12 protein-coding genes and 1 pseudogene are annotated in these 13,459 nt (G+C 41.5%); 3 read left to right on the top strand and 10 right to left on the bottom strand.

Annotated features, from left to right (window positions below; translation table 11 throughout):
• Window positions 1-6 precede the first annotated feature (6 nt).
• Both N521_RS14310 and N521_RS14305 read right to left on the bottom strand, forming a co-directional pair.
• Entirely contained in the window at window positions 7-1,602 is a 1,596-nt protein-coding gene (locus N521_RS14310; protein WP_035391874.1) for a T7SS effector LXG polymorphic toxin, read from the bottom strand.
• A gap of 168 nt (window positions 1,603-1,770) precedes the next feature.
• Window positions 1,771-2,190 carry a MarR family winged helix-turn-helix transcriptional regulator gene (locus N521_RS14305; protein ID WP_051632391.1) on the bottom strand — a complete coding sequence of 140 codons (420 nt, stop codon included), beginning with the start codon at window positions 2,188-2,190 and terminating at the stop codon, window positions 1,771-1,773.
• Between the two features lie 170 nt (window positions 2,191-2,360).
• Here N521_RS14305 and N521_RS14300 point away from each other — a divergent pair.
• Window positions 2,361-3,882: pseudogene (locus N521_RS14300) on the top strand (MDR family MFS transporter); the annotation flags it as partial.
• A 43-nt stretch (window positions 3,883-3,925) separates the two neighbouring features.
• Here the strand turns inward: N521_RS14300 and N521_RS14295 are convergent.
• The 5 genes from N521_RS14295 to N521_RS14275 form a co-directional block, all read right to left on the bottom strand.
• Window positions 3,926-4,795: a class II fructose-bisphosphate aldolase gene (locus N521_RS14295; protein WP_035391866.1), complete on the bottom strand. Its 870-nt coding sequence runs from the start codon at window positions 4,793-4,795 to the stop codon at window positions 3,926-3,928.
• Between the two features lie 2 nt (window positions 4,796-4,797).
• Window positions 4,798-5,256: a PTS sugar transporter subunit IIA gene (locus N521_RS14290; protein WP_019744150.1), complete on the bottom strand. Its 459-nt coding sequence runs from the start codon at window positions 5,254-5,256 to the stop codon at window positions 4,798-4,800.
• A gap of 15 nt (window positions 5,257-5,271) precedes the next feature.
• Window positions 5,272-6,687, bottom strand: coding sequence for a PTS fructose transporter subunit IIC (locus N521_RS14285; protein ID WP_035391864.1), 1,416 nt, complete (start codon window positions 6,685-6,687; stop codon window positions 5,272-5,274).
• Window positions 6,688-6,699: 12 nt separating this feature from the next.
• Window positions 6,700-7,614, bottom strand: a complete 915-nt coding sequence (gene pfkB, locus N521_RS14280; protein WP_035391863.1) for a 1-phosphofructokinase — start codon at window positions 7,612-7,614, stop codon at window positions 6,700-6,702.
• A gap of 130 nt (window positions 7,615-7,744) precedes the next feature.
• The gene (locus N521_RS14275) at window positions 7,745-8,521 is read right to left on the bottom strand and encodes a MurR/RpiR family transcriptional regulator (RefSeq protein ID WP_007499235.1); all 777 of its coding nucleotides are present in this window, start codon (window positions 8,519-8,521) and stop codon (window positions 7,745-7,747) included.
• Between the two features lie 160 nt (window positions 8,522-8,681).
• On the opposite strand from N521_RS14275, the gene N521_RS14270 reads away from it, so the two are divergent.
• Window positions 8,682-10,088: a phospholipase D-like domain-containing protein gene (locus N521_RS14270; protein WP_035391859.1), complete on the top strand. Its 1,407-nt coding sequence runs from the start codon at window positions 8,682-8,684 to the stop codon at window positions 10,086-10,088.
• 12 nt (window positions 10,089-10,100) lie between these two features.
• Here N521_RS14270 and N521_RS14265 read toward each other — a convergent pair whose 3' ends face one another.
• From N521_RS14265 to N521_RS14255, 3 genes are read right to left on the bottom strand one after another with little or no spacing between them, the layout of a single operon-like run.
• Complete coding sequence (locus N521_RS14265; protein WP_024718278.1) at window positions 10,101-10,586, bottom strand: DMT family transporter; 486 nt, start codon at window positions 10,584-10,586, stop codon at window positions 10,101-10,103.
• 21 nt (window positions 10,587-10,607) lie between these two features.
• Complete coding sequence (locus tag N521_RS14260) at window positions 10,608-11,294, bottom strand: Crp/Fnr family transcriptional regulator (protein WP_035391856.1); 687 nt, start codon at window positions 11,292-11,294, stop codon at window positions 10,608-10,610.
• 13 nt (window positions 11,295-11,307) lie between these two features.
• The gene (locus tag N521_RS14255; protein WP_008343684.1) at window positions 11,308-11,733 is read right to left on the bottom strand and encodes a DMT family transporter; all 426 of its coding nucleotides are present in this window, start codon (window positions 11,731-11,733) and stop codon (window positions 11,308-11,310) included.
• Window positions 11,734-11,945: 212 nt separating this feature from the next.
• Between N521_RS14255 and N521_RS14250 the strand changes: the two genes are divergently transcribed.
• On the top strand, window positions 11,946-13,373 hold the full coding sequence (locus N521_RS14250) for an aldehyde dehydrogenase family protein (RefSeq protein WP_035391854.1): 1,428 nt from the start codon (window positions 11,946-11,948) through the stop codon (window positions 13,371-13,373).
• Window positions 13,374-13,459: the final 86 nt, after the last annotated feature.

The following is a 13,459-nucleotide window of genomic DNA, read 5'->3' as shown; positions in this document are numbered from 1 at the left end:
TCCTCGTTATTCATTGTAATAGATATGGTGATCACCATTTGGTCCATATATATTTGAATATCTTTCTTTTTTAAAATCATAATTAAATGGATCAGCACCCTCTTTTGGTTTCCCTGCGTGAGTGTGTAATTTTCCATCATTAGTATGTTGCACTATAACTCTTTTTCCTTTTGGGGTATCAAATTCATAGTACCGGCCATGGTGAGTATGGTTAGAACTGTACTCATAATTACGATGTTCTTGCCCTTTCTTAAAAACATTATCTCCTACTTGCCATTGACGAGTAGGCTGTTGAGACCTAGGTATCCCCCCTAAATCCTTAGCGTGTCGCAAAGCCCTTTTTCGATTAAATCCTTCTGGACTTTGAGAACTTAACCCCATCTTCCCATGAAACCCCTTCGCCCCAATCGGCAAAAGCATTCCAAGCGCGGCGTTCATACTCGCTTCCTGCTGTTCTTTCGAGATCTTATTTCCAAACATGTCTCTACCTGTAATTGCTTCGTTGAAGCCGTTTGTTGTGGTGAGGCCATATAAACCTTTTTGCGATGTTTTTAAGGCGTTAAAAGACTTTTGTGACGTCTTGTAAATGTCCACTGCCCTGACTGCAGCTGACGTGGCTTGAGTTGTTTTATAGACGGCCTTTCCGCCTTTGAAAATGCGTCCTGCCCAACCGACGATTGGAATATAGCCTGCTGCTGCCATGCCACCTGCAGCGACTCGTTGGCCTGCCGTGAGTTCCTCGCCTGTTATTGGATCAATGCCTGTTGCGGCTCGTTTTGCATCATTCACACCGGTTAGCTCATTGACAATGTTTCCCCCATAATCAAGGGCTTTTTCATACCAAGGACGGTTGGCGAGCGCTTTTTGTTCCTTTGCGATCTTGCGGGCTTCTTCTTGATCTTTTTTGATTTTTAGATATTCAGAAGTTTGCTTCTCAATATCGCTTTTTGCCTTGAAGATTTCGCTATTTTGATACGCTTTCTTGTCAAAATTCATAGGCGAAATGGATTTTCCGTCATTTGTGGCATTGATCATTTCTGCATACAATGCCATTGTAGCCTTCTCCTCAGTCTCTGACAAAGCATATTCATCTTTTAGATTTTGATCGAGTTCTCTTAAATCTTTTACTGTTTTTTTTCGTTCATCTTCTGCATCTTCTATTTTTTCGTCAAAGGTTTTGCTATCAAATACTTCTAGTGAAATGAGGTCATCTATGTCTTGAAAAATGGTTTTGAGTGCGTTTTTTTGATCCTTTACAATGCTTTTGGCATTTTTGATTCCCATATGTACAGCGTTGTCTAAAAAGTGTTCTTCTACAAAGGTATCGCCGCCAAAGTTTGTATCATCAAGCGTTCCAGAAACACCTTCATGAAAGGCTTTTTGCTTATCGATGAAGCTGATAAACATGTCTACATTTCCGGCAAGTTCTTTGTAGAAGCTTTTAATGTTATCGGCACCTTTTCCTGTGAAATCATCACCGAGGTTTACCACGGCTTGAAGTGTCTTTTTTAAATCTACCATTTGTTCACGGAGTTCCTGATAGTGTTTTGCCCTTGCATCCATGGCATTTATCAGTACTTTTGCATCAAGTATCTTCTCCAGAAGAATTCACTCCTTCCTATTCATTGACAAGGTTAATTTTACCAACGCGAAGTTTGTCATTAAATAGGAATATAGATACAAAAACAGTACTTAATATGTAAATGATCAGAAGCATATCCTCGCTATTTTATTTTTCAAAGAAAAGCACCTCCTTAACATTGTGCTCTCTTAAGACTTAGACTTAAGCAATTGTAGCTCTTGGTCCATAATATCTGCTGCTTCGTTAATAAATTGAATGATCAAGTCTAATTCTTCTCGTTTGTATTCATTTGTGAGTTTTTTGGTGGATGCCGATAAGGATAGAAAGAGTTCCTTCACTTGTGATTTCCCAGCCGTTAATGGAACAATGATGACTCTTCGCTTGTCTTGTGGGTCCTTCTCCCTTTTGACGTAGCCTGCTTTTTCTAACCGGTCAATGAGAGCGGTGACCGCACCTGAGCTGAGACCGGTTTTTTCACTTAATTCACCTGCTGTGAGTGGTCCAAGTTCGTTTAACAAATCTGCTGATTTGAGATCTGTTGGGAAAAGGCCGAGCGATTGAGCAGCTGCTTGGTGAAATAGGACTGTTCGTGTAGCAAGGCGTCTCATCGTATGTATGATCTGGTCCGCTCGATCTTCTGCCTCGTTCTTTATTGACAACTTGTTCTCCTCCCTTTAAAATCAATTTATCTTGATCATCAAGATAAATGTTCTCTTACTTTATATTTAAGTTGATCATAGCAAAAATAAGAAGAGAACGTAAGCAGGAGGTAAATGAAATGAATAACGTGGATCATAAAGGCAAGGCATCCACTCGCTTTGTTGTCGTCGGGTTGCTGTTAGGGATTTTTATGGCAGCGATGGACAACACCATTGTCGCAACAGCAATGGGAAGCATCGTCGCCGATTTGGGCAGTTTTGATAAATTTGCTTGGGTGACTGCTTCTTATATGGTGGCAGTGATGGCCGGTATGCCGATTTATGGAAAGCTTTCAGATATGTATGGTCGAAAGCGTTTTTTTCTGTTTGGACTTATTTTCTTTTTAATTGGATCTGCGCTGTGTGGCATCGCACAAACAATGGATCAGCTCATTATTTACCGTGCGATTCAAGGACTTGGAGGCGGTGCTCTTCTTCCGATCGCTTTCACGATTATCTTTGATATCTTCCCGCCAGAAAAACGCGGGAAAATGTCCGGTATGTTTGGTGCAGTTTTTGGTCTATCCAGTGTATTAGGACCGCTGTTAGGAGCAATTATTACGGATTCGATCGGCTGGCATTGGGTGTTTTATATTAACGTACCAATTGGTATCGTCAGTGTATTCTTAATCGCCAAATTTTATCAAGAATCGCTTGAGCATCGCAAGCAGAAAATTGACTGGTCAGGTGCCATTACACTTGTCGTTGCGGTTGTCAGTTTAATGTTCGCCCTTGAGCTTGGCGGTAAATCGTATGCATGGGATTCTGTTCAAATCTTGACACTATTTGCTGTGTTTGTTGTCTTTGGCACCATCTTCTTCATTGTTGAACGGAAGGCAGAAGAACCGATTATTTCATTTTGGATGTTTAAAAATCGTTTGTTTGCGACATCTCAAATTTTGGCGTTTTTATATGGCGGGACGTTTATTATTCTAGCTGTCTTTATTCCTATCTTCGTCCAGGCGGTGTACGGTGAATCTGCAACAAGTGCCGGGTTCATTTTAACACCGATGATGATTGGTTCCGTGATTGGCAGTATGATTGGTGGAACGATGCAGACGAAAGTACCTTTTAGACGATTAATGACCATCTCTGTGATTTCATTTTTTGCTGGGATGCTGCTGCTTGCCAATATGTCGCCTGATACAGCAAGATTGTGGCTTACGCTCTTTATGATGATTTCAGGTTTTGGCGTTGGATTTAGCTTCTCCCTTCTGCCATCTGCTTCAATGAATGATCTCTCTCCGCGCTACCGCGGCAGTGCTAATTCTACCAATTCGTTCATGAGATCACTTGGGATGACTTTAGGCGTGACGATTTTTGGAACGATTCAAACCAATGTCCTGACAAATCGTTTAGCAGATGCTTTTAGCGGAATGAAAGGAGCTTCTTCTCCAGTTGGTGATCCACAAGCCATTTTTCAAGAGGGGGCACGCTCACAAATTCCGCCTGATATTTTAAATAAAGTGATTGATGCGATGTCACAAAGTATTACGTATGTATTTATGATTGCTTTATTCCCGATTGCACTTGCGGCGATTACGGTCATATTTATGGGAAATGCACGAGTACGTACATCAAATGAAATGAAAGAAAGCGAATAATGTGAAAAAAGCAGAGCGATGCGGCTCTGCTTTTTTTCATCTTATTGATATAAAAGTTGGGCTTTTCCTTCACTGCCAACGATCTTTATTTTAGATGTGACCATGTCTTTGGCTGCTTGTTTTGCTTTTTGTAAATACATACGCGGATCTAAGCTTTCAGGTTCGTTTGAGAAATGATCACGAATCGCTTCAGAGTATGCATTTTTCAATTCAGTGGACACATTGACCTTTGCCATACCGAGTGCGACACATCTTTTGACATCCTCATCTGGTACAGCTGAACCACCATGAAGGACAAGCGGCACATCGACAAGCGCTGCAATTTGTTCAATGCGGTCAAAGTCGATATCCGGCACCCCTTTATAGATGCCGTGGGCCGTGCCGATCGCAGGTGCTAAAGTAGGTACACCAGTTTCTTCTACAAATTGACGGCATTCTGATGGAATGGCTTTTTCAGCATCTTTTTCATCCACGACAATATCATCTTCTACCCCGCCTACCTTGCCTAACTCGGCTTCTACATTCACACCTACTTTTAAGGCAAGGTCAACCACTTCTTTTGTGCGGCGTACATTTTCTTCATATGAATGCATGGAAGCATCGATCATCACGGATGTATATCCTGCTCGTATACAAGTAAGAATCACATCAAAATCAGTGCAATGATCGAGATGAAGGCCGATTGGGATTTGGTATTGATCAGCTGCCGCCTTTACTGTATCTGCAATGGCTTTTGCGCCAAGCGATTGGACCGTGCCAACCGTTGTTTGCAAAATGACAGGTGATTTTAATTCAGCTGCCGTTTCGAGTACCCAGTAAATACTATCAAAGGAATGTACATTGAATGCGACAATTCCGTATTTTTCTTTTTTTGCTGCTTCAAGCATAGGTGTTGTGGAAAGTAAAGGCATGGTCAAACATCCTCTCTCGTCAGAATCTCTGTTTTTAATAAAGTGAGCATTTCTTCATTTGTTCTTGTTTCGAGCAGTTTTTGTCGTCTCGTTTCATCCATTAATCCGCGTGAAAGAGCAGAAAGTGCTTGTAAATGAGTGGTTCCTGCTTCACTTTTTGGAATGAGCAAGGATAAGAAGAAAAAGCAAGGCTTCCCATCAAAAGCGTCCCATTCGATTCCGGTTTCTGTACGGACGATGACGAGTGCCGGTACTTGAATGGCGTCTGACTGTGTATGCGGAATGGCAAATCCATCTTGAAAGCCGGTTGTACTAAGAGCTTCTCTTTCAGCTAGTCCTTTTTTGACTGCCTCAGGAGATGTACAAATCCCTGCTTCAGAGGCAATGTCAGCTATGGCTGCGAAAACGCCAGCCTGTGAAGAAGCCGTTTCATGTAGATTCATATAAATATGTTCCATCATTTCTCTTCCTCCCTATTAAACTGCGGGTTTGTCTATTTTCTTGCGGTAAAGTCCGTATAGAATCGCACCTACAAGTGAGCCGATAAGTATGGAAAGCACCCACTGAAATGCGCCTGTGACGACTGGAAGGACAAGGAATCCACCATGCGGAGCAGGAACCTGTACGCCAAAGAGATACGTCAATATAGCAGAGATGGCGGAACCAAACATGATAATTGGCAGGACAACGACTGGGTTTTTGGCCGCAAATGGAATGGCTCCTTCGGTAATATGAGTCGCTCCGAGAATATAGTTGATCATCCCAGCATTTCGTTCTTGTGGTGTAAAATGTTTTCGGAAAATCGTTGTGGCAATCGCAATGATAAGCGGTGGTGTGATACATGCTGCTGACACCCCTGCCATGAAGTAAAGGTTACCTTCTGCGAGTAAAGCCGTTCCTGTGACATAGGCTGCTTTGTTAAAAGGTCCTCCCATATCAAATCCACACATGGCTCCAACAATTAAACCTAAAAGCAATGGATTTGTGGATTGAACTGATGAGAGAAAATCCATTAATGAATGATTTAGCCCTGTGATTGGAACTAATAGCGGGGTCATGACAGCCCCAATTAAGAAAATACCGATAACAGGATAGAGGAAAATTGATTTTAATCCGTCAAGTGATGCTGGTAATTTTTGAAGCAGGAATTGAAGAAGTACGATGATATACCCTGCTGCAAAACCTGCGATAATACCACCTAAGAATCCAGCGCCTCCATCGTTTGCAAGCAGGCCGCCGATAAATCCGACAACCATCCCTGGGCGTTTGGCGATTGAATCAGCGATAAATGCTGCTAAAATAGGCACCATTAAGCTAAAGCCGAGCCCGCCAATGTTTTTCAAGTAGGCAGCGAACGGATGATACGTTTCATGCTGAGGATCAGCTGAGTAAATACCGAATAGAAAAGATAAAGCGATTAAGACACCGCCCCCAACAACAAATGGAAGCATGTGTGATACACCGTTCATTAAATGCTTATAGATGGTGTGTATCCACTTATTCGCTGACTTTTGTTGAGCTGATGAAGGCGCAGATGGTTTTTCTGTTCCAGAAGCTCTTCCTTTCACTTGATGAACGGGGGCTTCTCCATTGATAATGCCTTGAATCAGTTCGTTTGGTGTGCGAATACCCTTTGCTACAGGTACTTCAATGAGTGGTTTGCCGTGAAAACGATCTGTATTCACATCTTTGTCAGCAGCGACAATGACCCCATCGGCCTCCAAAATGTCTTGATCCGTTAAAGCGTTTTCAATTCCTACTTGACCATGCGTTTCAACTTTGATGTCGACCCCTAATTGCTCAGCTGCGATTTTTAATGCCTCAGCTGCCATAAATGTGTGCGCAATGCCTGTTGGACAGCCAGTGGCAGCGACAATTTTCTTGCGGCTCATGTGAACTCCCCCTTATATGTTCTGAATGTGTATTTGCTCAATTAATGAATCAATGTCATGTAAATCACTTAACCCTTTTGAAAAGGCGGTAGATGCCCCTGTTGCAATGCCGTAGCGTAAGCATTCTTCATGAGGTTGTCCTTCCAGCTGTTTACTTAGGAATGCAGCGAGCATGGCATCACCAGAACAAGCCGTATTTACGACCGTTCCTATTGGTGCATTTCCTTTTAATACGGCTTCATTTGTAAGGAATAGTGCTCCTTCCCCTCCTCGGGAAATGAGTACTTGCTCTGCACCCATCTCGATCAGCTTTCGCCCTGATTCAACGAGTTCTGTTTCTGATAAACGGTGGGTTTTTCCAAAAAATGCGGCCATCTCTTCTTCATTTGGTTTTAGTAAATATGGTTTGTATTGAAGTGTTTCTAAAACCGCTTTAGAGCTTGTGTCTAAAATAAATTTCACGTTGTTTTGATGACAAATAGCGGCTATCTCTGAGAAAATGCTAGCAGGGACGCCTTTAGGCAGACTGCCTGACATAATGAAGATGCTGCCTTTTGGAATGGTCGAGATTTTTTCGCGAAAGGCATCAAGCGCTTTTGCCTCAATAGCAGGTCCTTGATTCACAAGCTTGTATTCTTCCGTTGTGTTAATAAATACATTAATGCGTGTAATCCCATCCACTGGGATAAAATCGGTTTGAATGGAAAGATCTTTTAACGATTGTTCAATATATGAACCTGAAAACCCAGCAATAAATCCTAATGCAGTGCTGGTGAAGCCATATTTCTTTAGCATAATGGAGACATTAACACCTTTTCCATTTGGCTGATAATCCTCATCTTCCGTACGGTTGACTGTATCTGCCCGCATTTCTTTTAATGCAATATATAGGTCAATAGCAGGATTTAAGGTGCAGGTATAAATCAATTGGTTTCACCTTCTTTCTTTTCTCTAAAGAAAGTATCTCATACGATTCAGTGAAAATGTTTTCAGATTGTGTAAAGGTTTTCACGGTAAAAAGCCTCCCATCATAAAGTGTGGAAGGCTTTTTGTGTGTTTATTTCATCCGAATCACATAGGCGTCTAGTAAAATGCGGGCAATGACATGAAGGGACAGGCGAGACCTGACTTCATAATCTGGGAAGAATGATTGTTCCCCTTTATATCCGACGAGTGTCATATCTGATATTTTACTTAATGTAGAATCAATTCTCGTTGTGACCGTAATGGTCGTGACCTGCTTCATACTGAGGTTTTGGCAGGCTTCCACTAGTTCAGACGTTTCTCCATTTAATGAAACAAAGATGGCAAGTTCGTTTTTATCAATGTCACGCGATTTGAGCCGAATGATATTCGGGTCGTCATGAACTTCACATGTTTTTCCGATGAGCTGCAATTTGATGGTCATCTCTTTGGCAATCATCTCTGAAAAGCCTCTGCCAAAAATATAAATTTTGTCCGCATCGTGGATTTTTTGAACTGCATCCTCAATTTGCCCAATACTTTGCAGTTGAATCGTCTTTAAGACCTCTTCTTCATTTTTTCGAATGGCTAGTTTGATGTCTTCGTCAATATTTTTTAGTTGATCACTATCATCTGTCATTTTCTTTTCTTGTTTCAATCGATATTTAAAGGATGTATAGCCATTGTATCCGATTTTCTTCATCAGTCTGACAATGGTCGCTGTCGACACGTTGGCTCTTTCACTTAATGTGACGATGGATAAGGTGGAGATATCCTCTAAATGCTGGTGAATATAATGCAGTAAATAACGTTCTGTTTCACTTAACGTTTGATACACATCACTTGGTATATTAAATAATGGTTCATTCAATGCGATTCCCCCTTACTCATTTCATACTATAATTAAATGCCCTATGAAAACAAGATGATTCTTTTATCCTGTATTTTTTATTAGAAAGCTGGATGAGTGAAATTTTGTTTTTAACATAAGCTAAGAAAAAGAACGGTTTGTGTGAAAGGAGTTGATCACTGTGCTGCAATTCTTGTTTTTTCTGATCCTTTTATATGTGGTGTATGTATTTTTGACCGCATTTGTCTTGTTTTATTTACCGTTTCAAAAAACTTGTAAAGAACATTGCATCTATAAAGCTTCTTCCATCTCAGGAGACGACCAAGGCATAAATCAAGTCATGCTGCTTGATGACGGGTTTGAATCGGGTCAAGTGAGAGTTCAAATGATTCGAGAGGCTAAAAAGAACATTCGTTTGAGTTATTATTCCATTCAAAAAGGAAAAACCGCCGAATGGGTGCTTGGTGCTTTAATGGAAGCGGCTGATCGAGGAGTAAAAGTTCAGCTGTTGTTAGATGGCATTTGCCATAGCCTGCGTGGACCGCTGAAGCATTTGCGTTATGCTGTGGCGAATCACCCGAATATGGCCATTCGTTTTTATGAGCCTTTTCGTTTGTTCAAGCCATGGACGTGGCATAACCGCCTTCACGATAAGCTTCTTTTGGCAGATGGCAGGGTCGCTGTCATGGGCGGCAGAAATATTGGTGATAAATACTTTGCAGATCAGCCGCCGAAAGACTTTGCATATGACCGAGATGTGCTGCTCTACAACGCCAAAAAAGGAAAAGTATTAGATGAAATGGAGCAGTATTTCGTTTATTTGTGGAATCATGATTTTACGAAAAGAACGAAAGATGTATTTTCCAAGGCAAAAGCGAAAAAAGGAAAAAAGCTAAGAAAACAGCTGCTTCGATCTTATCAGGAAGCCATTCGTACAAAAGAACCCTTTGTGACGTCCACATATGATTGGGCAAAAGACGCCATTCGTGCAAAGCAGATTGCATTTTTCACAAATCCAGTGGAACGCTTAAATAAACGTCCGCTCGTCTTGAAAAAGTTAAACGATCTCGCACAGCGGTCAAAGCGTTCGGTTCTGATCCAGACGCCTTATGTCATACCGACACGGCCAATGAAAGACGGACTCACGCCATTACCAAGTGATATTCAAACGACGGTCGTGACGAATTCTCTTACAGCGACACCAAACCCTTTAGCATTTGCAGGATATTTAAGCACGAAAAAGGAACTCATGAAAACAGGTGTTCATTTGTATGAATATCAAGGTCCGTATTCAATTCACGCCAAATCAATGGTCATTGATGATAACTTAAGTATTATTGGAACATATAATCTAGATGCAAGATCCAGCTTTTTAAATACTGAATCGATTTTGGTAATTGATAGTGCACCATTTGCGTTATCTCTGACGGAAGCAATCGAACGAAAAATCGCTTATAGTGTTCTCGTAGCGAAAGATCGAACAGAATATAAAGCAAGCGACGATGGACAGAAAAAAAAGCCTTTCATGAAAAGGCTCCTTTTAACTGGTTTATCTACCATAACGGTTTTATGGCGGCGGTTGATTTAAATAAAAGGGCAGCTACTTTTGTGGCAGCCCTTTTTCTCTTGACTGCTCCTCTTCTACTGGTTCAAGCTTGGTTAACTTAAATACGAGGATTCCTGCTACAATGACAAGTACACCTAATAATTTTGTAAAAGAAAATGTTACTTTTTCTAACCCAAGCCAGCCAAGCGAATCAAATAGAAGCGCACAACCTAGCTGGGAGGTGAGAACAATCGAGATTCCATAAGTGGGACCGAGACGTTTGATGCTCTGAACAAGACAGATGACAACGCCTACCCCGATGGCTCCGCTTATCCAGTACCAGGCTTCCATATGCCTTAATTGAAACATGCCGGTTCCTTCTAACAAAAGACCCATCAAAAGTGAAGCGATAAAGCCCATTCCTAGAACTAGCGTCGTTGTTGACCAAGAGCCTGTATGCTCATTGACTTTACTATTAAAAATGGTTTGTAAGCTGACAAGTGCCCCAGCAGTGACAGCTAATATTATTCCTATGATCATATAAAAGTCCTTTCGTTTCTTCTATTCATAAATGTTGTGTTCTGCTATTTCTAAAAGCCCTTTTTGATCACAAATCGTAATCTTTCCTCTTCGCCTTTCAATCAGTCCTTTTTCTTGGAACTGCTGAATGACCCGATTAATATGGCGGTAGCTTGTTCCAATTAAGCTCGCTGCATCCGTGAGGCGAAGCGTGCGTGCACGCGCGTCATCATCACCTGTTAAAACAGACAATAAATAGCTTGCAAGCCTGACCTCTACAGGGTATAAAAGGTGGAAGCTTAAATCATTTGATTTTGTATAAAATTTGTTTGTGATGCCCTTGAGCAAAAAGGCTAAAACTCGTGGATCGTCCTTTGCATGCCGCATGAGGGCTTGATGAGAAATCCTGAGCATATGTACTTCTGTAACGGCTTCAACTGTATTGACCATATCTGTCTGCTGAACGTATTCAATATCTCCAATCGCTTCAAGAGGGTTTTTAAAGCAAAGAATAAACGTTTTTCCTTCCTTTGTGGTGGTGAAAATCTTTAATTTTCCTTTCACCAGCAAGTACATATACTCCCTTTTATCCCCTTTTGAACAAATCAGCTCACCTTGCTGATAGCGCCACAAGCTCACATGTGAGATGAGTTTTTGATGAAAGACATTCTGTAACTGATGCGTCTTCATATAAGAGGAAAAAAGAGATTCATCATGCAGCTCCTCCATCTGATGCCCTCCTTTATAGTTTTAAGATGATGACGCCTGCAATCATTAAAAAGATGCCTGCATAATGGGGCCATTTCATTTTTTTCTTCTGAACACCAAACCATCCTTTTGCATCGATGGCAAAGGTAAACGCAAGCTGTGCGATAAGTAAAGCAGCGATGGTGAGTGTCACACCAATGATTTGAATGGCAGTGACCTCATTAAAGATAATAATGGCTGCAAATGCACCTCCAATTAAATAAAGAGGCTGCACTTTTTTGTATTCCTTAAAGTGGCCATCCCGTACGATGAGTAAAATGACGAGAGAGATGATAAACCCTGTCAGCTGCGTGATCGTTGCCGCCTGCCACGTCCCGATATCTTGACTAATTCTGGCGTTGGCTACGCCTTGCAGTGTAATACAAGCGCCTCCTAATAATGCGAAAATAACACCTTTCATTCGTTCAAAAGCTCCTTCTTTTTTCAGTCTAGTTCCATTAAATGATAGATGCCCTCATGTTGAAAAGGACATATGTCCCACTTTGCGTATTATATCAGAAACTTTTTCTTATGCAGTTTCTCTGTTTTAGATTTTTCACAGTGGGTACAGTTTTATATCAGCTGAAAACAAAATAATGGATTGAATCACACATAAAAAGGAGACATGTCAGAATGAGAAATCAAGAGAAACACTTTATTAATGGAGAATGGGTCGCATCAACAGGAAACGAAACGACGGAGGTCATTAACCCTGCGACAGAGGAAGTCATTGGCACCATTAGTTTAGGAACGAAAGAAGATTTAGATAAGGCAGTCAAAGCAGCCCGAGCCGCCTTCCCTTCTTTCTCAAAAACATCTCGAAATGAACGAGTAGAAATGCTGGAAAACATTGTGCGCGGGTACGAAAAACGCAAGGATGAACTTGTAGAAGTGATGACAAAAGAGCTTGGTGCACCGCTGAAAGTGTCCGAAGAAGTTCATTACAAAATGGGTTATGAACATTTTTCTAAAGCAGCGGAAGCACTGAAATCTTATACATTTACCGAAGATCGTGGTGGACATACGATTATAAAAGAGGCGATTGGTGTCAGTGGATTGATTACACCGTGGAACTTCCCGACGAATCAGACATCTCTTAAAATTGCGGGTGCCATTGCGGCAGGTTCACCAGTTGTCTTAAAGCCAGCGGAAATTACCCCTTTTGCTGCGATGATTCTTGCAGAAATTATTGATGAAGCAGGTGTACCGAAAGGAGTCTTCAACTTAGTAAACGGAACGGGTGACGTGATTGGTGACGGCATTAGCTCACACCCTGATATTGACTTCGTTTCATTTACAGGATCAGGTGCCGTCGGCTCTAAAATTATGGAAAACGCAGCGGACAATGTGAAGAAAGTAGCACTTGAGCTTGGCGGAAAATCCCCTCTTATCGTCTTAGACGATGCAGATGTGGACGAAGCAGCAGAAACAGCCATTCATCATATTGCGATGAATACAGGTCAAGTGTGTTCTGCAGCTACACGTGTGCTGATCCCAGAATCAATGAAAGGCAAGTTTGAAAAAGCGCTGCTGAACGCCCTGCCGAAGTTTACAGTTGGTGATCCGAGAGAAGATCACGCTACTGGTCCGCTTGTTTCTAAAAAGCAGTGGGATACGGTGCAATCTTATATTGAAAAAGGAATCGAAGAAGGTGCTACCCTTCTTGCTGGGGGAACTGGAAAGCCAGACGGAATCGATAAAGGATATTTCGCCAAGCATACCATTTTCACCAATGTGAAAAATGATATGACCATTGCGCAAGAAGAAATCTTTGGGCCAGTCATGAGTGTGATCACGTATCAAGACCTCGATCATGCCCTTGAGATCGCCAACGATACAGTGTATGGTCTTGCCGGGTATGTTGTTGGTCAAGATGAAAAAACATTAAAATATGTCGCTGAACATATTCGTGCCGGTCAAATCACCATTAACAATGCAGAAACAGATTACTTTGCCCCATTTGGAGGCTTTAAGCAATCAGGTATCGGAAGAGAATGGGGAGACTTCGGTATCGAGGAATATTTAGAAGTGAAAGCTGTGATGGGACTTCCAACGGCGTAATTTAAGAAAGGAGAAAAACCTTAAGGTTTTTCTCCTTTCTTTATTTAACAATAAGAACCCAGTTCGAATTTTAAGAACATCTCATA

The organism is Bacillus sp. UNC125MFCrub1.1 (assembly GCF_000701305.1).
Lineage (GTDB): Bacteria > Bacillota > Bacilli > Bacillales > Bacillaceae > Bacillus > Bacillus altitudinis.
The sequence above is the reverse complement of the archived record's forward strand: the minus strand, read 5'-3'. Positions and strand labels throughout refer to the sequence as shown.

What these genes read in the sequence shown, in the direction of transcription:
- N521_RS14305 (WP_051632391.1), bottom strand. Translation starts at nt 2,190, where the DNA reads ATGAGACGCCTTGCTACACGAACAGTCCTATTTCACCAAGCAGCTGCT.
- N521_RS14295 (WP_035391866.1), bottom strand. Translation starts at nt 4,795, where the DNA reads ATGCCTTTACTTTCCACAACACCTATGCTTGAAGCAGCAAAAAAAGAA.
- N521_RS14290 (WP_019744150.1), bottom strand. Translation starts at nt 5,256, where the DNA reads ATGATGGAACATATTTATATGAATCTACATGAAACGGCTTCTTCACAG.
- N521_RS14285 (WP_035391864.1), bottom strand. Translation starts at nt 6,687, where the DNA reads ATGAGCCGCAAGAAAATTGTCGCTGCCACTGGCTGTCCAACAGGCATT.
- N521_RS14265 (WP_024718278.1), bottom strand. Translation starts at nt 10,586, where the DNA reads ATGATCATAGGAATAATATTAGCTGTCACTGCTGGGGCACTTGTCAGC.
- N521_RS14260 (WP_035391856.1), bottom strand. Translation starts at nt 11,294, where the DNA reads ATGGAGGAGCTGCATGATGAATCTCTTTTTTCCTCTTATATGAAGACG.
- N521_RS14255 (WP_008343684.1), bottom strand. Translation starts at nt 11,733, where the DNA reads ATGAAAGGTGTTATTTTCGCATTATTAGGAGGCGCTTGTATTACACTG.
- N521_RS14250 (WP_035391854.1), top strand. Translation starts at nt 11,946, where the DNA reads ATGAGAAATCAAGAGAAACACTTTATTAATGGAGAATGGGTCGCATCA.